The sequence below is a fragment of the Vagococcus penaei genome (assembly GCF_001998885.1).
In the GTDB taxonomy this organism is placed as follows: Bacteria; Bacillota; Bacilli; order Lactobacillales; family Vagococcaceae; genus Vagococcus; species Vagococcus penaei.
This window is the reverse complement of the sequence record NZ_CP019609.1, coordinates 1,870,586-1,895,211: the sequence shown is the minus strand read 5'-3', so window position 1 is coordinate 1,895,211 and position 24,626 is coordinate 1,870,586. Positions and strand designations below refer to the sequence as shown.

23 protein-coding genes and 1 riboswitch are annotated in these 24,626 nt (G+C 34.8%); of the genes, 3 read left to right on the top strand and 20 right to left on the bottom strand.

All coding sequences use genetic code 11. The features are described 5' to 3' along the window. Window positions 1-109: 109 nt before the first annotated feature. The 8 genes from BW732_RS08970 to BW732_RS08935 form a co-directional block, all read right to left on the bottom strand. Window positions 110-373 (bottom strand): type B 50S ribosomal protein L31, encoded by a 264-nt coding sequence (locus BW732_RS08970; RefSeq protein WP_077276432.1) that lies wholly within the window; start codon window positions 371-373, stop codon window positions 110-112. 94 nt (window positions 374-467) lie between these two features. Continuing rightward, window positions 468-1,739 (bottom strand): transcription termination factor Rho, encoded by a 1,272-nt coding sequence (rho, locus tag BW732_RS08965; RefSeq protein WP_077276431.1) that lies wholly within the window; start codon window positions 1,737-1,739, stop codon window positions 468-470. Next, on the bottom strand, window positions 1,739-3,022 hold the full coding sequence (locus BW732_RS08960; RefSeq protein WP_077276430.1) for a UDP-N-acetylglucosamine 1-carboxyvinyltransferase: 1,284 nt from the start codon (window positions 3,020-3,022) through the stop codon (window positions 1,739-1,741). The genes rho and BW732_RS08960 overlap by 1 nt, the downstream gene beginning before the upstream one ends. Window positions 3,023-3,223: 201 nt before the next feature. After that, complete coding sequence (locus tag BW732_RS08955) at window positions 3,224-4,090, bottom strand: class II fructose-bisphosphate aldolase (protein WP_077276429.1); 867 nt, start codon at window positions 4,088-4,090, stop codon at window positions 3,224-3,226. A 143-nt stretch (window positions 4,091-4,233) separates the two neighbouring features. Further along, window positions 4,234-5,712 (bottom strand): aldehyde dehydrogenase family protein, encoded by a 1,479-nt coding sequence (locus BW732_RS08950; protein ID WP_077276428.1) that lies wholly within the window; start codon window positions 5,710-5,712, stop codon window positions 4,234-4,236. Window positions 5,713-5,882: 170 nt separating this feature from the next. After that, the gene (locus BW732_RS08945; protein ID WP_077276427.1) at window positions 5,883-6,224 is read right to left on the bottom strand and encodes a DUF1622 domain-containing protein; all 342 of its coding nucleotides are present in this window, start codon (window positions 6,222-6,224) and stop codon (window positions 5,883-5,885) included. A gap of 58 nt (window positions 6,225-6,282) precedes the next feature. Continuing rightward, the gene (rpoE, locus tag BW732_RS08940) at window positions 6,283-6,900 is read right to left on the bottom strand and encodes a DNA-directed RNA polymerase subunit delta (RefSeq protein ID WP_077276426.1); all 618 of its coding nucleotides are present in this window, start codon (window positions 6,898-6,900) and stop codon (window positions 6,283-6,285) included. 86 nt (window positions 6,901-6,986) lie between these two features. Beyond that, window positions 6,987-7,424: a YwiB family protein gene (locus tag BW732_RS08935; protein WP_077276425.1), complete on the bottom strand. Its 438-nt coding sequence runs from the start codon at window positions 7,422-7,424 to the stop codon at window positions 6,987-6,989. A gap of 134 nt (window positions 7,425-7,558) precedes the next feature. Here BW732_RS08935 and BW732_RS08930 point away from each other — a divergent pair, with 134 nt between their 5' ends. The 3 genes from BW732_RS08930 to yidA are packed head-to-tail and all read left to right on the top strand — an operon-like array spanning window position 7,559 to window position 10,580. Then, window positions 7,559-8,401 carry a lipoate--protein ligase family protein gene (locus BW732_RS08930; RefSeq protein WP_077276424.1) on the top strand — a complete coding sequence of 281 codons (843 nt, stop codon included), beginning with the start codon at window positions 7,559-7,561 and terminating at the stop codon, window positions 8,399-8,401. Between the two features lies 1 nt (window position 8,402). Next, entirely contained in the window at window positions 8,403-9,758 is a 1,356-nt protein-coding gene (locus tag BW732_RS08925; protein ID WP_077276423.1) for an HD domain-containing protein, read from the top strand. A 12-nt stretch (window positions 9,759-9,770) separates the two neighbouring features. Then, window positions 9,771-10,580 carry a sugar-phosphatase gene (gene yidA / locus BW732_RS08920; RefSeq protein WP_077276422.1) on the top strand — a complete coding sequence of 270 codons (810 nt, stop codon included), beginning with the start codon at window positions 9,771-9,773 and terminating at the stop codon, window positions 10,578-10,580. 7 nt (window positions 10,581-10,587) lie between these two features. On the opposite strand, the gene BW732_RS08915 is transcribed toward yidA, so the two are convergent. From BW732_RS08915 to rsmI, 12 genes are all read right to left on the bottom strand, one after another. Further along, entirely contained in the window at window positions 10,588-12,273 is a 1,686-nt protein-coding gene (locus BW732_RS08915) for an IS1182 family transposase (protein ID WP_077276421.1), read from the bottom strand. 173 nt (window positions 12,274-12,446) lie between these two features. Further along, a complete protein-coding gene (guaC, locus tag BW732_RS08910; RefSeq protein WP_077276420.1) occupies window positions 12,447-13,424 on the bottom strand; it encodes a GMP reductase in 978 nt (325 codons plus the stop codon). Between the two features lie 170 nt (window positions 13,425-13,594). Continuing rightward, a complete protein-coding gene (locus BW732_RS08905) occupies window positions 13,595-14,350 on the bottom strand; it encodes a hypothetical protein (RefSeq protein ID WP_077276419.1) in 756 nt (251 codons plus the stop codon). Window positions 14,351-14,370: 20 nt separating this feature from the next. Then, window positions 14,371-15,234, bottom strand: coding sequence for an ATP-binding cassette domain-containing protein (locus tag BW732_RS08900; RefSeq protein ID WP_077276418.1), 864 nt, complete (start codon window positions 15,232-15,234; stop codon window positions 14,371-14,373). Window positions 15,235-15,245: 11 nt separating this feature from the next. Beyond that, entirely contained in the window at window positions 15,246-16,163 is a 918-nt protein-coding gene (locus BW732_RS08895) for an aldo/keto reductase (RefSeq protein ID WP_077276417.1), read from the bottom strand. A gap of 19 nt (window positions 16,164-16,182) precedes the next feature. Next, on the bottom strand, window positions 16,183-16,821 hold the full coding sequence (locus tag BW732_RS08890) for a GntR family transcriptional regulator (protein WP_161485548.1): 639 nt from the start codon (window positions 16,819-16,821) through the stop codon (window positions 16,183-16,185). Between the two features lie 21 nt (window positions 16,822-16,842). After that, a complete protein-coding gene (locus BW732_RS08885) occupies window positions 16,843-17,976 on the bottom strand; it encodes a 5-(carboxyamino)imidazole ribonucleotide synthase (RefSeq protein ID WP_161485547.1) in 1,134 nt (377 codons plus the stop codon). Between the two features lie 157 nt (window positions 17,977-18,133). Beyond that, window positions 18,134-19,435, bottom strand: a complete 1,302-nt coding sequence (locus BW732_RS08880; protein ID WP_077276414.1) for a nucleobase:cation symporter-2 family protein — start codon at window positions 19,433-19,435, stop codon at window positions 18,134-18,136. Then, complete coding sequence (locus tag BW732_RS08875; RefSeq protein ID WP_077276413.1) at window positions 19,435-20,019, bottom strand: xanthine phosphoribosyltransferase; 585 nt, start codon at window positions 20,017-20,019, stop codon at window positions 19,435-19,437. The genes BW732_RS08880 and BW732_RS08875 overlap by 1 nt, the downstream gene beginning before the upstream one ends. Before the next feature lie 61 nt (window positions 20,020-20,080). Then, a riboswitch (purine riboswitch) is annotated at window positions 20,081-20,179 on the bottom strand. Between the two features lie 123 nt (window positions 20,180-20,302). Beyond that, window positions 20,303-21,787: a glucosaminidase domain-containing protein gene (locus tag BW732_RS08870; protein WP_077276412.1), complete on the bottom strand. Its 1,485-nt coding sequence runs from the start codon at window positions 21,785-21,787 to the stop codon at window positions 20,303-20,305. An 18-nt stretch (window positions 21,788-21,805) separates the two neighbouring features. Next, window positions 21,806-23,587, bottom strand: a complete 1,782-nt coding sequence (locus BW732_RS08865) for a coiled-coil domain-containing protein (RefSeq protein ID WP_077276411.1) — start codon at window positions 23,585-23,587, stop codon at window positions 21,806-21,808. 123 nt (window positions 23,588-23,710) lie between these two features. Further along, a complete protein-coding gene (gene rsmI / locus BW732_RS08860; RefSeq protein ID WP_077276410.1) occupies window positions 23,711-24,592 on the bottom strand; it encodes a 16S rRNA (cytidine(1402)-2'-O)-methyltransferase in 882 nt (293 codons plus the stop codon). Between the last annotated feature and the right edge of the window lie 34 nt (window positions 24,593-24,626).

Genomic DNA, 24,626 nt, shown 5'->3' with positions numbered 1-24,626 from the left:
AACCATGACCATATCGATTATTTTACCGTAAAAAAATATTTAATCGATCCAAACAAAAAAGACCTTACCACAAGGGTAAGATCCTTTCAAACTGCTCACATAATAAAAATTATGCTTCAGCGTTTTCGTCTTTAAGACCATATTTTTTGTTGAAACGATCCACACGTCCGTCTGCTTGAGTAAATTTCTGACGTCCAGTGTAGAATGGATGTGAATCAGAAGTTACTTCGACACGGATTACTGGGTATGTGTTACCATCTTCCCACTCGATTGTTTCTTCAGTTGTTTTAGTTGAACCTGATAAAAATTTAAAACCTGTTGTTGAGTCCATAAAAACTACTGGATGGTACTCTGGATGAATTCCTTGCTTCATTCTTCTTTTCTCTCCTTTGCCCTGAATCATTTGCTGAGACAGAGTTGATTTTTAATCAATTAACATCTTAACATGAATTATCTAGATAAGCAATTCATTTTTTAGAAAATGATACGTCTTTGAACGCCTCAAAAAAATCATCATTGGTCTTTGTTTTCTTTAAGAATGTCAATAGTTGATGAGTTAATTCAATTGAGCCACCTTGCATATTATTACGTAATTTCCAAATTTCCTCTAAGTGCTTAGGCGCCATTAACATCTCTTCACGTCGTGTTCCTGAGCGTTTAATATCAATTGCAGGAAATACACGTCGTTCGGCTAATTCACGAGATAAATGAAGTTCCATATTACCAGTACCTTTAAATTCCTCATAAATAATATCGTCCATTCGACTGCCAGTATCTACTAAAGCTGTTGCCAGAATTGTTAGACTTCCACCTTCTTCAATGTTACGTGCTGCTCCAAAGAAACGTTTTGGCTTATAAAATGCTGCGGGATCAATTCCACCACTTAACGTACGACCACTTGGCGGAATCACTAAGTTATACGCTCGTGCCAAACGCGTGATACTATCCATCAGAATAACCACATCACGCTTATCTTCAACTAGACGTAATGCACGATCCAATACGAGTTCAGCAACCCGAGTATGATTTTCTGGCAGTTGATCGAACGTTGACGATACAACTTCACCTTTCACACTGCGTTCAATATCTGTTACCTCTTCTGGACGTTCGTCAATCAGTAGAACAATTAACTCAACATCGGGATGATTGGCCGTAATACCATTAGCAATTTCTTTAATGACACTTGTTTTACCAGCTTTTGGTGGTGCCACAATTAACCCGCGTTGACCAAAACCGACAGGAGCAAAGATGTCAATCATTCGTGTTGCTAGACGACCATCTGTCGTTTCCAAGCGTAATTTTTTGTCTGGATAAAGCGCCGTTAAGGCTGGGAAATACGGACGCTCTTTTGCTTCTTCTGGATTTTTACCATTAACACTCTCAACATGCATTAAACCATAATAACGCTCTGATTCCTTTGGTGGACGTGCCTTACCGGCAACTAGATCCCCATTCCGTAAACCAAAACGTCTAATTTGTGAGGTCGAAATATAAATATCTTCCTTACTTGACGTGTAGTTAATTGGTCGTAAAAAACCATAACCGTCTTGAGATACAATATCTAGCACACCTTCCATTAAGAAAAAGCCTTGTTTTTCTGCTTGTGCTCGGATGACGGCTAGAGATAGTTCCTTTTTATTCATTTGACTATAATATGGAATTTTAAAGTCTTTTGCATAAGCATAAATTTCTTTTAAAGTTTTATGCTCTAATTCTCCCATTGTTAAATAATCGCGCATTATTCATCCTCTTCACTATCAGTTTCTTCCATGTAAACATCTGCTCCTAAAGCAGTTAATTTCTCAATAATATTATCATATCCACGTAAAATATTGCCAACATTAGAAATTTTAGTGGTTCCTTCAGCCATCAGACCAGCAATTACTAAACAAGCCCCAGCACGTAAATCACTCGCATAGACTTCTGCACCTTGTAACCTCAAACCTTCTTGGCCATTGATGACAATCATATTGCCCTCAATACTCGCATTAGCGCCCATGCGTACCAGTTCTGGAATATGATTGACACGTTTTTCATAAATGGTATCCATAATAATACTTGTCCCATTAGCTGTCATCAGTAATGGTGTAATAGGTTGCTGTAAATCTGTTGCAAATCCAGGATAAGGAACTGTGGTAATATTTGTCGCTTTCAATGGACGTACTGGATTAACAGTAATCGCATCTTCCTCAATTACCATATGAACGCCCATTTCTTCTAGTTTAGAAATAAAACTTTCTAAGTGCTCATAGATAACATTTTGTACCCGGATACCTTCACCGTAAGCTGCTGCTAATGAAAGATATGTACCCGCTTCAATTCGATCAGGAATAATCGAATGACGACAACCATGCAATTCTTCCACACCATCAATTCTAATTTCATTCGTGCCAGCACCACGAATTTTGGCACCCATATTATTTAAAAGTGTCGCCACATCAATAATTTCGGGCTCCCGTGCAGCATTTTCAATCACCGTACGACCTTTAGCTTTAACCGCTGCTAGCATAACGTTAATCGTTGCACCAATTGACACCATATCCATAAAAATTCGTGTGCCCACAAGGCCATTTTCATTTGTTCTTAGATAAGTCGCTCCATGTTCCGTCGTTACCTGAGCTCCCAAAGACTCAAAACCCTTGATATGTAAATCGATTGGACGAGGACCTAAATAGCAGCCACCAGGCAAACCAACAACACCCTCGCCAAATTTAGCCAACAGGGCTCCCATAAAATAATAAGAAGCACGTAAACTATTAATTTTACCACTTGGCATCGGAATAGACACCATTTTAGTAGGATCAATCACCATTCGATGATTATTAAAACTTACTTTAACACCCATCATTTCTAATATTTCCATTAATGAGTGAACATCTTGGATATCCGGAACACCTTCTAAGATTACTGGAGAATCCGCTAGAATAGCAGCAGGTATTAATGCCACAGCACTATTTTTAGCCCCACTAATAGTTACTTCACCACTTAATTTCTTACCACCATTTATAATCATTCGTTTCATTTTAATTTATATCCTCACTTTACACTTGAAAAAAGCTGCTTTTATACTTAAAGCAGCTACCAATCATCAATTATTCTATATTCTTAATCATTCTAGCATATTCTAACATATAAAAAAAGTTATAGTAATTGAAATCATGGAATTAAAAAAGCAACTAGGCCAAAAGGTCTAATTGCTTTTTTAAAAGTTTAAACTAACTTTTTATGCTTTGTCTTTAGAACCGAACCATTCGATACGTTCTTTAACTAAATCAACTACTGCTTGTGTACCAGGAGCTAATAATTTACGAGGGTCAAAACCTTTACCTTGTAAATCTTTATTTTCTTCAATATATTTACGAGTTGCTGCTGCAAAGACTTCTTGACATTCAGTGTTTACGTTAATTTTAGATACACCGTGTGCAATTGCAGTTTGGATTTGGTCTAAAGGAATACCAGAACCACCATGTAATACTAATGGTTTACCATCAGTAACGTTTGCAATAGCTTCTAATGTTTCAAAACTTAATCCAGCCCAGTTAGTTGGGTAAGCACCATGAATGTTACCAATACCAGCTGCTAAGAAATCAATACCAGTATCTGACATTAATTTACATTCGTTAGGATCAGCTAATTCACCAGCACCAATAATGCCATCTTCTTCTCCACCAATGCTACCAACTTCACATTCAACAGACACGCCATTGATGTGCGCAAAAGAAACAACTTCTTTCGCTTTAGCTAAGTTTTCGTCAAATGGTAAATGAGAGCCATCAAACATAACTGAAGTATAGCCAACTTTAATACATTCAATTGCATCTTTGTATTCACCGTGGTCTAAGTGTAAAGCTACGGGAACAGTGATACCCATTGAATCAATTAAATCTTTTACTAAGTCATAACATACTTGGTAACCGCCCATGTATTTAGCAGCTCCCATTGATGTTTGAATCATAACTGGAGCATTTGATTCTTGAGCACCTTGTAAGATTGCTTTAGTCCATTCTAAGTTGTTTGTATTGAAAGCTCCTACTGCATATTTACCTTCTCTAGCTTTTTTTAACATTTCTGTTGCTGATACTAATGCCATAATTAACTTCCTCCTAAATTGGATATCGATTTGCTAAGTTATTGCTTAGCTAACAGTTATTATTTTACCAAACTATTGCCACATTTGCTAGTAAAATCACAATTTTCATATAGATTTCTGAAAATTTTAATCTTAGCTACCTTTTAATATAGACCAAAGCCATGTTCGCTAGTATCAATATAGATATTCTTCATCTGTGTATAAGCTTCTAAAATTGTTTTGTGTGTTTCCCGGCCGATACCAGATTTCTTGTATCCACCAAATGGTGAACCCGCTGGAATTTGATTATATGTATTGACCCAAATCCGTCCCGTTTCAATCTCACGACCAACTTTTAAGGCCGTATTAATATTAGATGTCCAGACACCTCCACCTAAACCATAATCAGACTCATTCGCCAACTTGATAACATCATCAACTGTTTTAAATTTAATGACAACTGCAACTGGACCAAAAATCTCTTCTTGAGCCACAGTCATCTCATTTGTCACATCAGTTAACAGTGTTGGCGCTACGTAACAACCATTGGCCAATTTGCCGTCTAATTGGTAGCCCCCAGTAAAAATAGTAGCACCCTCTTGGCGTCCAGCTTCAACTGCCTTCAAAATATTATCGACTTGACGTTGATTAATTTGAGCACCCATCTGTGTTTTTTCATCTAACGAGTCTCCAACAACAACTGCTTCAAATTTTTCTTTTAACACCGTCACAAATCGATCGTAAATACCTTCTTGAACAAAAATTCTTGAACCTGCACAACATACTTGACCTTGATTAAAAAGGATACCTAATTCAGCCCCTTCAACCGCTTTGTCAAATGGCATATCATCAAAGAAAATATTTGCTGATTTACCACCCAACTCAAGAGTTGATGGAATCAGACGACTAGCTGCTGCTTTAGCAACATTATAACCAACCTCTGTCGAACCAGTAAAGGCTAATTTATTAATACCTTCATGGTGCAACATGTATTCGCCGGATTTAGAACCTTTACCAGTCACAACGTTCAATACGCCATCCGGCAGCATTGGACCAATCAATTTGGCTAATTCTAATAAACTTAATGACGTTGATGACGACGGATGAATCACAATCGTATTACCAGCCGCTAAAGCTGGTGCTAATTTCCAAGCAGCCATTAAAATAGGGAAATTCCATGGGACTATTTGACCAACGACACCAATTGGTTCACGTAAGACAATACTTAAAGTATTTTTATCAAATGCTTGAGCAGAACCCTCTTCACTACGAATCACTCCAGCAAAATAGCGGAAATGATCTGCACTTAATGGGACATCAATTGCACGAGTCTCACGGATAGGTTTTCCATTATCTAGTGATTCCACTTTTGCTAAATGCTCAGCGTGTTTATCAATGACATCCGCAATTTTAATTAATAGATTACTACGATCAACTAATGACCAATCTTTCCAAGCTGGAAAAGCTTTTTTAGCAGCAGCTACAGCAGCATCAACATCGGCATCAGTCGCATCAATAAACGTTGCTAAATGACGATTGTCAATTGGCGAATGACTATCTAATTTATTACCTTCGCTGCCTTCTGTCCACTTGCCATCAATAAATAATTTATAATGTTTGTCTAACTCTAATAATCCAATCATATTAAACCTCCTGATGATAATTTTAATTTTGGTATAGTTGTATTGTATTCGTTTTAATAACACAAAGTCAACCGAAGTGCTTAGGAAATTAAATTGACTTTCATACACACTAGTAAATAAAAAAGTGAGTACCGCAACCAAACGCAGTTGCAGCACTCACTTAACCTAATTTAATCAGTTTCCGTATGTTCCATTTCCTTGCCTAAAAAATAAGAAATAGCCGTTCGAATAACCACAATTCCTGCCAGTGTAAAGATGTCATCGACTGAAGGATTCATAATTGTTTCAATAATATCCGATGCAATTAATACTTCTAAACTTAACAAAATATATGACCCTAAATATAGTTTGATACGATTATTTTTTTTAGCAATCACAAAGCGATCACCGTTTTTAAATTCATTACCAAAAAAATCAAAAAAAGCTTTAACCACACCAAAAAGTAAGATAATAATCGAAAAGCTATTCAATAATAATACAATGTACTTGATAATTTCATGAAAGTACTCCATTTTTAAACAACTCCTTAGCAGAAAAGAGTATCTCGAAAGATACTCTTTAAGTGATTAATTATTCTTCGTCTTCGTCTTCATCATCAGCAAACAAATCATCATCTTCAATAATTGTTAAATCATCTTCAACGCCTTCTGGAACTTCATCCTCGTCGTCAACATCATGATCTGCACCAATTTCAGATAAATCGCTTGTATACTCTTTAATTTCTTTTGCTTCATCTTCTTCGTCTTCTTCTTCATCATCATACAAATCGTCATCATGTTCGATTAATTCTGAATCTTCTGGATCATCATCATTATAATCAATCGCATCATCATCAGAACCTAAGAAGGCATTTACTTTTTTACGTTTTTTACGTCGTGGTTTACTTTCCTCATCTTCGTCAACACCAGATACTTCTTCATCAATCGAATCAATTGGATACCATCCACGTAATCCCCAACGGTTATCTCCTAAAGAAATAAAGCTACCATCTATATTTAAATCTGTATAAAATTGTGGTAACACGTCACGAATTTCACTATCAGCTTTGCCTAAATAATTTTGAATTGCATTAACTAAATCAGAAAATTCAATAATATCGCCGCGATCACGTTGTTCTAAAATAGCGTGAGCAACTTCAATCATTGATAATTCGTTTTTATCGATACCTTCAAAAGCTTTCATTTCCAACTGGCACACGTCCTTTCACAGTCTACTCTCTATAATACAATAAAGCGACTCATAAAATCAATTGTATCACGCAAATTTATCTAAATTTAGGCAGTAAATGATAGGTTCAAATGATAAACACCTATTTTTTCCTCGCCACCAAACAATTCATAGTCAATTTGAATCGCACCAGAATAAGGATTATCCTTTAAGCTTACACGCATATTCGTGGTAAATGTGGCAATATCTAGCATACCAAATGGTGTATGATAAAGTGTTTCTTGCCTTTGTTGGTAGACAAAACGTAATTTCATACGGACATCGCCAGAACGGATAAGTTGGACTTGACCATCAGGCATCAACTTGATTGTCACTGGAATTTCCGTATCTACCCCCTCCATCGACTCATTGTACCGTAAATAGATAACGTCTTTAATTTGGATCATCTGACCGGATAATTCGATATCATGTTCTGTAAACTCATTATTTTGATAAACTTTTGTTTGAATATGAAGCATAATTGGCATTGATTTTCTTTCTTTCATTCTCTCACCTCACCTTATTTTGCTTAACTTTGAAATATTTGTCAAACATTTCAACAAGTCACAAACATTCTTCCTTAAATAATAGGGAACATCATGTATAATAAAGCTATTATGACTAAAGGAGTCGCGATTTTATGACACAAATTGGAACATTATTTGATCAAGGACAATTAACGAACCTGGAACGTTTTGACCCGTTTATTTATACAGACTTACTGACCACCTATGTAGGAGAGACAAACCAGCTGATTTTTCATTTTTGGCAAATGACAAACCAAGTTATTCTTGGAATGAAAGATACTCGAGTGCCTAATTTAACACGTGGCATTCAAAAAATCGCAACACACGGTTATTTCCCAGTTGTCCGTAACTCTGGAGGATTAGCCGTAGTAGCAGATGAGGGTGTTTTAAATTTTTCAATTATTATCCCGGAAAATTTTCAACAATCTAAACAATCGATTGATGATGGCTATCTACTAATGAAACAGCTAATAACTACCGCATTAAATGATTTTGACATCTCAGTCGACGCGCATGAAGTATCTGATTCTTATTGTCCAGGAGACTTTGATTTAAGTATCGATGGTAAAAAATTTGCAGGTATTGCCCAACGTCGTGTGAAAAAAGGTATCGCTATCATGATTTATTTAAGTGTTTACGGTAACCAGCAACAACGAGGACAATTGGTACGTGATTTTTATTTAGTAAGCCTTGAAAACAACTTTGGAACAGATGGTTATCCTCCTGTTTCACCTGAATCAATGGCTAATTTATCTGATTTACTTGGAATTGATTTAACAATAGCTGATATAAAAAATCGTATTAAAGGCGCACTACCGTTAGTTTTTAAAACACTTGAATTGGTCTCAGATGACCTACAAGATTATTTAACTAACCCAAACTGGAAAATTAACTATGAACAACAATATAAGCGCATGGCTCAGCGTAATCACATCATTCAAAGTCAGGAGGAATGACATGAATACTACAAACCAACAAACAATGGAAAAAATTTTCCGTGATCCAATTCATAACTATATTCAAGTGGAAGATCAACTCATTTTGGACTTAATCAATGCACGAGAGTTTCAGCGATTACGTCGTATCAAACAATTAGGCACAAGTTCTTTAATCTTTCACACAGCTGAGCACACACGTTTCGGTCATTCATTAGGTGTATATGAAATTGCTCGCCGAATTTGCCAATCTTTCCAACAAAATTACTCTATTGAAAAAGATCCAATTAATGGTTGGGACAATCGAGAGCGCTTAGTCACACTATGCGCGGCACTTCTACATGATTTAGGACACGGTCCTTTCTCACACACGTTTGAAGGGATTTTTCAGACTAATCATGAGCAGATAACAATTGATTTAATTACCTCAGAAACGACTGAGATTAATCAAATACTGAAACAAATTAGCTTAGATTTTCCAGAAAAAGTCGCTAGTGTGATTCAAAAGACGTATCCTAATCCACAAGTCGTCCAACTAATTTCTAGTCAGATTGACGCTGACCGGATGGATTATTTATTACGCGATGCTTATTTTACAGGAACTGAATACGGTACCTTTGATATTACTCGTATTTTACGTGTCATTCGACCCTATAAAGATGGTATTACGTTTCGAATGAGTGGCATGCATGCTGTTGAAGATTATATTGTCAGTCGCTACCAGATGTATATGCAAATTTATTTCCATCCAGTTGCACGGGGAATGGAAGTTGTTTTAGATCACTTACTAAAACGTGCTAAAAAACTTTATACAAATGACCCTGACTATTTTGATACATATTCACCATTGTTAGTGCCTTTTCTACATGGTAATTTTACTCTTGAGGACTATGTTAAATTGGATGATGGTGTGCTAACAACCAGCTTTATTTTGTGGGCAGACTACTCTGATAGTATTTTAAGTGACTTGGCCAAACGGTTTCTCAATCGTTATCCTTTTAAATCAGTGTCATTTACTGAAGAAACAAAACAGTACTTACCTAATTTAACAGCGATCATCGAAACAGTCGGCTTTGATTCTACCAATTATACTGCCATTAATTCAAGCTATGATTTGCCATACGATTTTTACCGGCCTGAACAAAACTATCATCGTACCCAAATCGAACTAATGGAAGCTGATGGCAGTTTGCGTGAATTATCAAAAGTGAGCGAATTAGTAGCTGCTATAGCTGGTGAAACAAAAGGCGACCAACGTTTCTTCTTTCCAAAAGAAATGCTTGCATCTACTAGTCACCCCGCCTATACTTTATTTGAGCAAGAAATTGCCTTGTTCAATCGATACATTCAGAATGGTGCAATTAAACTACAACCCTAAGGAGAGATTAATTTGTCGATTAAACTTGTTGCTATCGATATTGATGGCACACTATTAAATTCAGAAAGAAAAATTACGCCTGAGGTCAAAGCAACCATTAAAACAGCCATCGAAGCTGGCGTCAATATTGTGATTGCAACTGGACGACCAACTATTGGGATTGAACACATCATTAACGAACTTGATTTGACAAGTGACCATAGTTATTCCATCACTTACAATGGTGCTTTAGTCCAAAATACTGGCACTAAAGAAATCGTTTTGAAACACCCGATGACTTTTGATGACTATTTAGATTTAGAGTATCTGTCACGTAAATTAAATGTCCACTTTCATGTTCAAGATGCTACGACAATGTACACAGCTAATCGAAATATCAGTCCTTACACAATTAATGAAGCTATGCTAACTGGTATCCCTCTTGTGTATCGTGCAGTCGATGAGATGACAGAACAAATTGAATTTATCAAGATGATGATGATTGATGATCCTAAAGTTTTAGATGAAGCAATCACTAAAATCCCTCAAAGCTATCGTGACCGTTTCACAATGGTCAAAAGCGATACCATTTATTTTGAAATTTTAAATAAACAAGCCTCTAAAGGTGGTGCGGTCTTTGAATTAGCTGATCGTCTTGGTATTCAGCGTGATGAAGTGATGGCAATTGGTGATAATGAAAATGACTTATCAATGATTGAAGCAGCTGGTGTTGGCGTTGCAATGGGTAACGCGGTAGCATCTGTCAAAAAAGCTGCAGATAAAATCACCAAAACAAATGATGAACATGGTGTTGCCCATGCATTAAAAGAATGGGTTTTATAAGGCATTTTTATTGTCTCATAATTCTACCGCATAAAAAAGAGGCTGTGACATAAGTAGTTACAGTTCTTAAATAAAAGAATCGAAATTCGAAAATCTTAAAAAGATTTTTGGATTCCGATTTTTTTATGTTATCTATTGGCTTATTTTTCTGATTTACAGCCAATTTCATTATATTTAAGGCTAATACGAGTATTCCTGATTCTTTTTTGACGTTGTTGATCCCACGAATATGAAATCGATTGAAGCCTAAACAAGCCTTCATCCATCCAAAAACTGGCTCAACGTCAATTTTTCTTTGGCTGTAGACCTTAGCGATTATTTCATTTGAAAGTTGGTCATTTTGTTTAGTTTTATGATACTCCCAAGAAGGATTGACCATTATTTTTCGAGTGTGGCCTTTTGGAGTAAGTGATTCAGGAATGACATCTTTATTTTCATCATATCTTTCTGCTTGATATTCTTTAAAATCACGAGTAAACCCATCTTTATCTGTTCTTTTTCGATACCCAATAAAGTTAAAATGGACTCCCTTCGGGTCTACGTAATAATCTTCCTTATCTTTATAGCTCCAATTCATGACTTTTCTTTCATCCGTTTTCCATTTCTTACTTTTTTCTTTAAGCATTGTCCCATAAGGGATAACTGCAATGTGTTCTGAAAAGTTGTCTTCTAGGTAGCGATAGTTTGATTCTGATCCGTATCCAGCATCTGCAACAATGTATTTAGGGACTCTATTTTCTATTTTTAACTTTTCTAAGAATGGTTGAAGTGTCTTAGTATCTGTAGGATTTTGAAAGATATCATATCCAATAATGTATTGATTACTAGTGGCTATTTGTAAGTTATATGCTGGTTTTAACTGACCGTTTTGCATCGGATCTTCTTTAACTTTCATAAAAGTGGCGTCATGATCGGTTTTTGAATAACTATTTCTATTACCACAAATAGCTAATTTATCCTGATGCTCATTCATTTTATCACGTCGAATTTTCAACTTTCTTTTTTTACTTTTTAAGGTACGTCGTTTTACCTTAAACGGGTTAGGTGAAAGTTTAGCTGTTTTGATAACTTTTTCTTCTAAATCATCTAATCTAAGTTCTAATTGGGTTAATATTTCATCTACCATATCCAAAGTTAAATGTGATCCCTCTGGTATAGAACTTGTCTCATATGCTTCTTTTAATTCAGCTGATAGGTTGATGATTTGTTGTCGATTCATTTGATCAAACTTAATAGTACTTTTCTTCCAAACAAAGCTATATTTATTGGCATCAGCTAATAGTTTAGTTCCATCAATAAAAATAGCATCATTAATAAGTTGTTGTTCACGTAAATAAGTAACTAAGGAGTCTAAACTTCTTTGTAATAATTTATCAATATCGTTAGATGTTCTGAAACGGGCAATTGTCCGATAACTCGGAACTTGTTCTTGAGTTAACCAACGAGCCGGTAGGCTTTCTTCTGCTAGTTGTTCAATTTTACGACTAGTAAAAACACTTCTAGTATAGGCAAATAAAGTTAATTTAAGAACTACTTTTAAATCATATTTTCTAGGTCTTCCAAATAGATATGGTTCGCTAAGCTCCAGTGACTCAACTAGTTCATTAATAAACCATGCGGTGTTATCTTTTTTAGGAACATAAGAAGTTGTTATATCTAAAGTAAGTTGATTCATGTTATAATTTGTATACATTTTTAGTTTTCCTTTCGGGAGAATGACTTAACGTACAGGGTGTCACCTGTACGTTTTTATTTTAACTAAAAAAAGCGATCAAATAAATGAATTTTACTCATAAATTTGATCGCTTTTTTGTTTTATTCAGAGACTTATGTCACAGCCTCTTTTTATCTTGTTAGACTATTTAATTAAAAAATATCGCCATTAAAAATTGAATTCTTTACAACGACATAATCAACTTTCGTAATAGCTTTTAAATCTTTTCCACCAGCATACGAAATTGATGATTGCAAGTCTTGTTGCATTTCATTTAACGTATCAGCTAATGCACCTTTATGTTCAATCCAGATTTTTTTACCTTCAACGTTTTTGTGTTCACCTTTTTGGAATTGAGAGGCACTACCAAAATACTCTTTGTATAACACACCATTTTCTTCTTTTGTTTGCCCTGGTGATTCTTCATGACCAGCAAATAATGAACCGACCATAACCATTGTTGCACCAAAACGAACCGATTTAGCAATATCACCATGTGTACGAATCCCACCATCTGCGATTAGTGGTTTACGGGCTGCTTTACTACATCTTCTTAATGCCGATAATTGCCAGCCACCAGTTCCAAAACCTGTTTTAAGCTTAGTAATGCATACTTTACCTGGTCCAATGCCGACTTTCGTTGCATCTGCTCCAGCATTTTCTAGTTCACGAACAGCTTCAGGAGTTCCAACATTTCCAGCTATAACAAACGTTTCTGGGATATATTCTTTTAAATGCTTAATCATATTAATAACACTGTCTGAATGACCGTGAGCAATATCAATTGTGACATACTCAGGAATCACGTTAGTATCAGCCAATTGTTTAACAAATTCATATTCATTTGGTTTAACGCCTACACTTATCGAAGCAAATAAACCTTTATTATGCATATGCTTAATAAAAGGAATACGGCCTTCTTCATCAAAGCGGTGCATAATATAAAAGTAGCCATCACTTGCTAATTTCTCAGCGATTGTTTCATCAATAATCGTTTGCATATTAGCTGGAACAACAGGCATTTTAAATGTTCTGCCACCAAGTTTCACACTTGTATCACATTCAGAACGGCTCTCAACAATACACTTATTTGGAACAAGTTGTACGTCTTCATAATCAAAAATTTTCATTTGTCTTTTCCTCCTAGACATAGTGCATAATAAGGAAACAAAAAATCCGAACAAAATAATTGCTATTATTCCTATTCGTCTTGATTCCTATGTTAATCTACACTATAACAAAAAAAAAGCAAGAGATATTATATCAATCTTGCTTTTTGTTTTATAAATGTTCGTGTTTTCTATAAATTTTGACGTTTCATACTCATTAAAGCCACTATGACACCAATAATCGTCATAAAAAATAAAGCTAAACTAGATAATAAAAATTGACCGGTCTGAGTGAACTGTAACTGAATTGGAATTAATTGAAGAAAACCTAAAATGAGTGACTGACACATATAAAGTCCAAAATAAACTAAAATAGCTAAATTACGGCCTTTTAACATAATCGTTGTTAAAGAAATCAAAACCAGGGTATTAAGATAATTTAGTAAAAAAGAAAACACAAGACCTATTAAGGATAAATTTTCAGCACGAATGGTGTCAATAATATTGGCATAAAGAACCGACAAACTAGCTTCTTGGGATAAACGAAATAAAATAATGAGTCCAGGAATCAAAATTAAAATGGTAGTAATCCCTATTACCCAAATAAATGTCGCACCTAATTTAGAAAAGAATAATTTACGTCGATTGACACCGGATGCTAAAAGTAAGGGCATAACATCATTTTTATAATCCATTGCGAGTAAATGAAATGGATAAAAAAACATAAAAATAATGTTTGCAAACAAACACATAATAAAAAAGGTAACCAATACTCCATTAAAAATGGTTTCCATCTGATTGCCTGATTGAGTCATGTGATCAATCAAATAAGTAAAATAAATAGTGGCTAATACATTCAAAACCGCTAAAGATATTGTGACACCAATATACTTTTTATCTTGTAAATACTTAAAAAATTCTGCTTTAAAAATCATTCGCCCTGTCATTTTTGTATAAGCGCCCCCTTTTAATTAAGTGATTGATCCAGTACATGGACTGGTATTAACTCAGTTATTTCAATCTGTTGTTCCAATAACTCTTGCTTCACTAAAATCCAACGATCATCCTTGATAGTTAAACGAAGCTGTTGCCCATTTTTTTCATATGGATAACCGATTGTTTCCAAAATAGCAATGAACCCTGCTTGATTTGTTGTCTGGATATCGCGCAATTGTGCTTCATCTACTGAGGTCAAATCAAGTATTTTTGCCACTCGACCATCTTGTAACACCATAACTTGATCGCATAAAGTCACAATATCTGCTTTTACATGACTTGATATCAGTAAAGTCATACCCTTACTAGTCAACTTACTCAAATAATATTTAAACCAAGCAACTGTTTCACTGTCTAAGCCTCTGAAAGGCTCATCCAAGATAAGCAGCTTAGGTTCATGTAATAAAGCTATTAGCAAAATTAATTTTTTGGTCATACCATATGAATAGGTTTTAACTTTATGATGTAGATATTCTGACATTTCTAATTCTAAAGCGAGTTGCTCAGCAAGTTGACGATTTTCAGTCCCACGTAATTTAGAAAAATAATCAATATTAAACCAACCCGTTCGATCTTGATAGACTGACATACCATCTAAAACAATCCCAACTGACTGTAAAACATCTGGATTTTCTCGAACATTTTTATTATCGATAGTAATAATCCCTTGATATTTAATAATAATATTGGTTAAGCATTTAAAAAAAGTAGTTTTGCCCGCACCATTTTTACCAACTAATCCATACGCGTAACCACTTTTAATATTTAATTCAGGAATATCTAAGACTGGTCGACGCCCATATGACATTTTTAGTTGCGTTATTTCAATATCCACTTAATCACTCCTTATAGTAACTTATTACCAGCAGCTCGGTACAAGCGATACCATTCTTGTTTTGTCATGGCTACTCGATTTGCCTGCGCCATTTCAGTGATTCGACTTGGTGTCATTGTACCAATTAATGTTTGGATTTTGGCTGGATGTTGACTAATCCATGCAGTAGCAATACCTGCTGGTGTGACTCCGTAAGTTTCAGCTAATTCCTCTAAGACTTGATTTAACTCAAAAAATTCTGGGTCACCAATAAATGTTCCCGCAAAAAAACCATGTTGCAATGGCGACCATGCTTGAATCGTCATTTGATTTAAACGTGCATAATCTAAAGTATAACCATCTCGGTCAATGGCAGCATCAAGGTGATTATTAACGTTCAAACCAACTCGTACCATATCTGCATGCATCAAGCCAAATTGTAATTGATTAAATTCAATTGGTTGCTCACAATAACGCTTTAATAGTTCAATTTGATAAGGATTATGATTACTCACACCAAAATGGCGGACTTTACCTGAACGATATAAAGAGTCAAAAGCTTCAGCTACTTCTTCCGGCTCTACCAAGGCATCTGGTCGGTGTAAGCCTAACGTATCGATATACTCAGTATCTAATCGGTTAAGAATTTCATCAACAGACGTTAGAATATGCTCCTTTGAAAAATCATAGTATCCGTCACGAATCCCACATTTTGACTGAATAACGACTTTTTCTCGGTTAATGCCTAATTCTTTTAGTGCACTGGAAAATGTTTTTTCAGCTTGACCTTGTCCATAAATATCCGCATGATCAAAGAAATTAATCCCCTGTTCTAAACTGGTTTCAATCACCTTTACAGCTTGCCTAACCGTTAAATCACTCATACGCATACAACCTAAACCAATTTGTGAGACATCTAATGCACTGCTACCTAATGTTAATTGTTGCATTATCAATAACCTCCTTGTTTTATATTTGTTGATCGATTAATTCTAAATTCAAGCGATTGAAAAAAATCCGAATATCTTTACGACACAAATCATAACGAGCTTCTTTCAAATGCTCAATCACTCGAGAAAACGACCGATACAGTTCATCATAGAGAAAAGTTTCTGGTACAGCTGGAAATTTTGTCAAAAATAATTGCCTAAAATTATTCATGATGACCTGACGCATCACTCGATTATTTAACTCACACAAAAAATCTTCTAAAAATAACTGTGTTGCTAATTTTTTTTCCATTAAATCAGTTGCTTCTAACACACGCTCCAGCTGTTCTAAACTAAAAGAGTCACGATAACTTAATTTTTTTGCTTGCAATTGAAACGTATAACTTGAAAATAACAATTCCAATAATTGCGTTCGTTCTAAAAACTCTTTTTCAGAAATTTTTGTTTTACGAACAATCACACCTTTATTAGGTTCTTTATATAAGTATCCCTCAGCTACCAACTCATTAATCGCTTCCCGAATTGGTGTTCGACTAATTTCTAATTGATCCGAAATATCTTGTTCAACCAGTTTAACATCATCACGCCAAACTCCTGACTCAATATTTAACTTAATGTAGTCATATGCAATTTTCTGAATTCGTTTGCTTTTCCCCAATTTAACAACCCTCTTTTTCACCTAATTTAATATCTTTAAATTCCTTAATTCTTCTTGTGTTGCTTCTAAATCATCTGTGACCACGGTGACGTGACCATACCGTTTTTCGCCTTCTCGTCTTAGTCGTTCATAGAAGTGAAAATGCCAGTTTGGCTTTTGATTGATTAATCCGCTTACCAAATCAACATTTTGATTAGTAATCATAAAAGTTACTGACGGCAAATAATGCCAAATTGTTGGTAATTTCCAATTGCAAAGACCACGAATATGGACGTCATACTCTGAAAAGTTACAGCCATTGATTGTATATAAGCTATAATCATGAGGACGAGCAGAAATTTCATTCACATATAAATTGTTTTCCTCCGTTAAAAACAATTCAATTCCTACCACGCCACTGACATTCAATTCTGATGCTACCACTTTTGCAATTAAATAGATTTGATTTTTTAAGTCCTCCGTTAATTCTTCTGCTTCAAAAAATGCCACAACATCGCTTAAATCATGATTAACATCAGGAACAGTCTCAACAATAGGAAACAGTGTATATTCCCCATTGCGATTTATCCCAATCGAAATAAACAATTCTTTTTTAATCGATAAAACTGGTTCTACAATACAGGCTCCCTTTTGAATTAGTGGTACTACTTTGTCAACATCTTGACTAGACTGAATAAGGACAACCTCTTCTTCATACGGATTACGTCTTGCCCGCTTTACCATACATGGATAACCTAATTTTTGAATCGCCTCACGCACATCCGATACCACAATCACTGTTTCATAGGGGGCGATATTAATTAAATGATTATTTAAAAACTCTCGTTCTAAAATTCTGTCTTGAGTCACTGATAAGCCCATCGTTCCCTGAGGTACATATGCAACTTTTTCTAAATAATCTAATGCAACAGAATTAACAGATTCATATTCATAGGTAATGACATCACAACTATCAGCTAATTGAATTAATCCTAATTCATCATTAATATCTGATAGAATCTGTTTATCCACAATCGACGATGCCGGACAATTGTCATCTGGGTCAATAATCACAACTTTTAAACCCATTTGTTTGGCAGCAATTGCCATCATTCGACTAAGGTGCTTTCCACCAATTATACCAATTGTCGAACCTGGTAATATAATCTTCGACAAAATAACCTCAACCACTTTCTTAAACAACATATTTTATATATGTTTATCTTAACAACCTCTAAGTGTCGTGTAAAGCGTTAATCAAGGATAAATAAGGATGGCCAATTTTTTTATAATAAAAAATCAGCAACTAGCCCAATGACCAGCTGCTGATTTCCTAGCGTGATGTAACAGTTTTCTCTGTTTTAACTTTAGGAGACAACTCATTAAATAAAATATTCAGTATAATTGCAACTAAGCTTGTCATCACAATGCCATTATTGGTAAACATTTGAACAGTTTCCGGAAATTGAGCAAATAAGTTTGGAACACTGTTAAAGCCTAAACCAACACCAATTGCTAACACTATTAATAATAGATTTTTCTCATTTGTTAAATCAACAGTTGCTAACATTTTTAATCCTTGAACAGCTACCATACCAAACATCACGAGCATCCCTCCACCAAGGACTGATTCAGGAATAATTTGAGCAAATGCGCCAATTTTAGGTAGTAGACCTAGCGTCATTAAAAAGAAAGCTGAATAATATACTGGACGTTTTGAGCGAATACCTGATAGCTGAACTAGTCCCACATTTTGTGAAAAACCAGTGTAAGGAAATGTATTAAACAAACCACCTAAAATAACAGCTAAGCCTTCTGCTCTATACCCTTTTTTTAAATCCGTTTCGGTAATTTTTTTCCCAGTTATGTCACCTAAAGCAAAATAAACGCCAGTTGATTCCACTAAACTAATTAATGAAATAATCGTCATTAAAATAATTGATGATAAATCAAAAGTTGGTTTACCAAAATAGAAAAACTGTGGAAAGTGAAACCAAGAAGCCTCTGATACAGCTTGAAATGACACATCTCCTAAAAAGTAGGCAACAATTGTTGCAATAACTAATCCTAATAAAACAGAAATTGATTTTAAAAACCCTTTGCCTAAAATTTGAATCATGACAATCAACCCAACAGTTAACAATCCTAATAAAATACTTTGTGGATTACCAAATGTTGCTGCTTGTGTATCACCGCCACCTAATTTAACCACAGAAATTGGAATCAGTGTCAGCCCAATAACTGTAATAACAGAACCTGTTACCACAGTAGGTAAAAAGCGTTTAATTTTCGAAAAGAAACCTGAAATCAGTACAATAATGACTCCTGCAGCAATAATTGAGCCATACATCGCACCAATACCATTTTTAGATCCTATTAAGATTAAAGGCGCTACTGCTTGAATGGCACAGCCAAGAACAACAGGCAGCCCAATACCAGTATGTTTTGTCACGGTTAATTGAAGAAGTGTCGCAACACCACACATAAAAATATCAATTGAAATAAGATAGGTCATTTCTTTAGGAGAGAAACCTAAACCTTGACCAATTAAAAGCGGTACAGCAACTGCTCCAGCATACATAGCTAATAAGTGTTGCAATCCTAAAATAGCCGATTTCCCATGACTTTCTGGCATTAGTCTTCCTCCTCAATAATAAAATGTACCTCATTATTTTCTAAAGAAGCAATACGTGCTAGCGAATCCACACGGTACCCTTTATCAACAATCAATTGACGGCCATTTTGAAATGACTTTTCGATTACAATACCAATGCCTTCAACTGTCGCCCCTGCTTGTTGACATAGCTCAATCAAACCTAAAGCTGCTTGACCATTCGCTAAAAAATCATCAATAACTAATACATGATCATTTTTCGTTAAAAATTTCGTTGAAATCGAAATATCATTTGTTACTTGTTTAGTAAATGAGTACACCGAAGCTGTTAATAACTCTTGATTCATCGTTAAACTTTTTTGTTTTCTAGCAAAAATTACAGGTACATCCATCGCTAAACCGGCAAAAACAGCTGGCGCAATACCAGATGCTTCAATTGTAACAATCTTTGTAATACCTCTATCTTTGTACAGTTCAGCAAAGCGTTGTCCAATTTGACTCATTAATTTAGCATCAATCTGATGGGTTAAAAAGCCATCAACTTTCAATACATTTTCACCTAAAACTGTACCTTCTTTTTGAATTTTTTCACGTAACTCTTTCATTATTATCCCCCTCAAAATATAAAAAACCGTTTTTTTACATATAAGTAAAAAAACGGCTTAAAATACCCTTGTTTTTACTTATAGTCTGATAATTTTTGGTATCAGGTAGAGACGGCTAACCATATTATAGCCATATATAAGCTTTATTAATTTAATCCCATTATACACTATTACGAACATTTTTAAATAAAAAATTAAATATTATTAATATTTAATTGAAAAAAGGCAGAATGAAAAGGAGTTTCCTCCTTTTCATTTATAACTAGCTAATAATTGATTATTTTTAATTCGGCTCATCTTTAGACTCAGATTTATCATACTTGGTTAAATCATACGTATTAATGATTCCATTGAGTTTTTTATGATATTTCCGATCTTCTTCATTTTTAGCAGTCATATATGCTGTTACTTTTCGATATGAATCCTTGGTTGTTTTAGTACGTTCTTTATAATCCTGTTTGTCTTGCTTAATTAATTTGATATAGTCTTCAATACTAGTAACATAAGATGGATATTCTTTATAGCTAACTTGTTTTAATTCTGGTTTTCGTTGTTTATTCTTGCGATTGACTTTAAGAGTATCAATTTTGACACTCTTGCCATTATGTTTACCTTCCACTTGATAAAGATTATGGTGGTCACTTAACTTACTTTGACCAGACTGACTTTGAATAACTGCTTCAGCAATCAAAACAGAGGCATACATGTCTTCTTTCTCAGCAACTTTTTCAACATCTTTCGCAATGTCTTCAATAAAGTCTTCCGTTACTTTCGATTTTTTAACGGTCTCTTGGGTCGCTTTTTTAGTATCAAATTGTGTTAATTCATAAGTTTCAATCAATCCGTTTAATTTCTCATCGTAACGCGTATCTGTAGCATAACGCCCTGTTAAGTAACGTGTTGCTTCACGATAGTTTTTCGTCGTAGATTTCCAAGCCGGCTGATAATAGGAAGATACCGCAGATGTCCCACCTGTCATAAGCTTGGCATAATCCTCTAATGATTCTTTATAGCTAGGATATTTTCTAAATTTCGAAGTGATTGTGAACATTCCGCCAGAACCATCATCTTCAAGTGTAGCCATTTCTACTGCCTCATTTTGGTAATTTCCCTTGATACCAAACAAATTATAATTTGGCTGTCTAGCTAACGAACTATTCCCCGAAGCACTTTCCAAAATAGCTTGTGCAATCATGACGGAGGCATACAAGTCATTTTTTTGCCCAATATCGCGCGCTTGCTCACCAATTTCTTCAATAAATTCAATTGTCGATTGGCTTTTATAAAAACTAATTGGTGCCTGAATGATTGAATTATTAGGTTTTGGTTGCTTAGACTGCGTTTGTTTTTTTATTGTTGGACTAATGGTATTTCCTTCTAAAATTTGTTCAATATAATCTCCACCTGAAGGTTTTGTCGAAGAAGTCGTTTGATTGGTTGATGATTGACTGCTTGAGCCTGATTGCTCCGGTTTAGACTGACTTGTTGTTGAATCTTGTGTTGAGATTGTACTTTGACTAGTTTCTTTAATCGTACTGCTTTGACTACTAGATTCCTGGCTATCTGAGGAAGATACTGCCTCACTACTTACAGAAGGTGATTGAGAAAGACTTATATCACTATCTAACTCCGACTTATCTGCTGCTAATACTAACGGATTCGTTACTGCTAATACTAACGGATTCGTTACTGAAAAGAGATTGGTAGTAACTACACTACTTAAAAAGAGTGTAGTCACCCATCTCATTGTTTGATTTAATTTTGACAATTTTTCTTCACCTCGACTTTATTTTAATCGATCAACGTCACCAATGCTTTCAAGTTTTCTAAGTAATTCTGAAAAGATAACTTCTGACTCAGCCTTCACACGTGATAGTTTGCGGTAATAATTACGTGCTTCTTGACTAACAGCACTTAATTCAGTTTCCGCTTCAGCAACTTTACGTTTTGCCTCATAGTTTGCCACTTCAACAATTTGACGTGCTCTAGCTTGCGCTTCTAACATAACTTGTGCAATATCAGACTGATTCATTGAATTAGAATCGCTGTCACGTAATTGTTGTTGAGCCATACGTAATTCAGTTTTAGTACGTTCTAATTCAGCTTGTAACGTTTGTGTGTCAGGATCAACTTCACTTCTTAGTAATTGTACTTCAGATTCAAGTTGTTGAGCACGCTCTTTTTCTTTACTTAATTCAGTTAGACTTGATGTCACTTGTTGTTGTTGTGTTTTCATCAATGAAATTTCTTTTTCTAATTCATTAATCATTGATTGATTTTTTCTTAATTCGGCTAACTCTTTTTCTAATCTTTCAGTTTGGCTTAATTGCTCTTCATATTTTTCATCCATCGTTAATAACTCCTGTTCCATATTGGCTAATGCTTCATTTTTTTTGCTGATTTTTTCTAACTCCAACTCATACTCGTTGGTCAATTTGTTTTCAAGAACTTTCATCTCTTCAATTTTTTGTTTTAGTTCAGTCAATTCTCGTAACATTTCCTCTTGAACAACTTGTTGTTTTTCATTTGTTACTTGATATTCTTGAAGCTGGTTAGTCAAACGGTCAATCTCTTGTAAATAATCTTGATTCACAAGGGATAACTCCTCCACTTTTGTTGTCAACTCTTGATTTTTAGCTTCAGCAGTTGATTGTTGATTAGTTAAATTAGTCACTTCTTGAGATAAAGACTCCTTATCAGCCGATAACTCAACTAAACGTGATTGTAGTTGGCTAATTGTCTGGTCTTTTTCCAAATGGCTTTTTTCTAATTCAATCAATTTTTCTGATTTTTCAACCAGTAATGCATTTTGAGACTCGCTTGCCATTCTCAATTCTTGATTTTCTTGTTTAATCATTTCGTAATTTTCGTGCTTATTCGTTGCCAATAATTCCTGTAACTGATTATCTTTAGAAGCACTCTCATTGGTTATTTGAGTAATTGCTTCAGTCAACTTGACAATTTCTTGTTGCTTAGAATCAATTAATTCCTCATGAGTGTTTAAATTATCTGTTAATTTCATTAGTTCGCTATTTTTTTCAGATAACTGACTTAATAATTTCTCATGTTGCTTTTTATCCAGAGCAGATTCTTGTACTAATTTCTCTAACTCAGATTTATTAGCTACTAATTCTTGATTCTCAGTCTTTAATTGCTCAATAACCTGAACTTGCTCTGATAACCGTCCTTGTTCAAGTTCCATTTCATTAATTTGAATCTTTAACCGCTCATTTTCAGTTCGCAATAAATCTGTTTGACTAACAAATAGTTGGGTATCATCTAGTTCATCATAACTCAGTTCATCCGCACTATTTTGTTGGCTGAATTGATTTTTTTGTGAACTCTTTTTTGAATTGAGAGGGTCGTTAGTGACCGACTCAAAATCAACGCCATTCTGTAAAGTAGGGATAGTCGAATCATCTGGTTCGATTATTTCCTCATAATAATAGTAATAGTAATCATCATCTAAATCATCAGCGGTCGAAGATGATTTGACGTTATTTTTATTTTCTAATGATTCGTCATCCTTATTATCTGGTTTTCCACGTTTTAACCAATTACTAAACAATCACGTCACCTCTCAATTCCTTTTAAACTAAATCTATTCAAAATACTTTTTAGACAGATAGATACACAATGAAATTATAGCATAATGAACATAATATGCAACTTTTTTTAAATCGCTTAACACTCAACTATGATACTGTTTATACACATCTTGCTTCTTTAAATCACGTTGTTTTGCTACCTGCTTAATCGCTTCTTTAGTCGTTAATTGCTGACTATCAATTAATAAATTCACATGAGTCACAATATCTAATGACGATAAATCGAACTCACTAGTTTCGGACGTATTAGGATGCGTATTCCCCGCAACAATCAAACAACACTCGCCTTTTACTGAATGCTCACTTAAATAGGTAATCAATTCTGATATTGTCCCACGAATATATTCTTCATAAACCTTCGTCAATTCTCGACATAGAGTAACTGCTCGGTCAGAACCCAAAATAGGCTCCATCACTTTGAGTGTTTTCAAAACACGATGTGGTGACTCATAAAAAATCAACGTAGCTGTCTGTTGATTTAATTCTGTTAACTCTTTTTTCTGTTCATTAGCTTTTCGGTTCAGAAAACCATAGAAAACAAATGGTTGTGGTGCAATACCAGACGCAATCAATGCAGTAATACCTGCACTTGCACCAGGTAATGCAATCACTTTAATTTTTGCTTCAATTGCTGCTAATACTAACTCATGACCCGGATCACTAATCGAAGGCATTCCTGCATCACTCACTTGAGCAATTGACTCCCCTTCTTGTAAACGAGCTATTAATTCAGGTATTCGTTCACGGACATTATGTTCATGCAAACTTACTTGTTTTGTTGTTAACTCAAAATGATTTAATAACTTTTGAGTGTTACGAGTATCTTCACTCGCAATGACATCAACTTCACTTAAAATTCTGACAGCACGAAAGGTCATATCTTCTAAATTACCGATTGGCGTCGGTACAAGAAATAACTGACCCATTCCTTGCGTATTATTTTTAAAACTTTGTTGTACGTGCATAATTAACTCCTTTAAAAAAACTGGTTAGGACAAT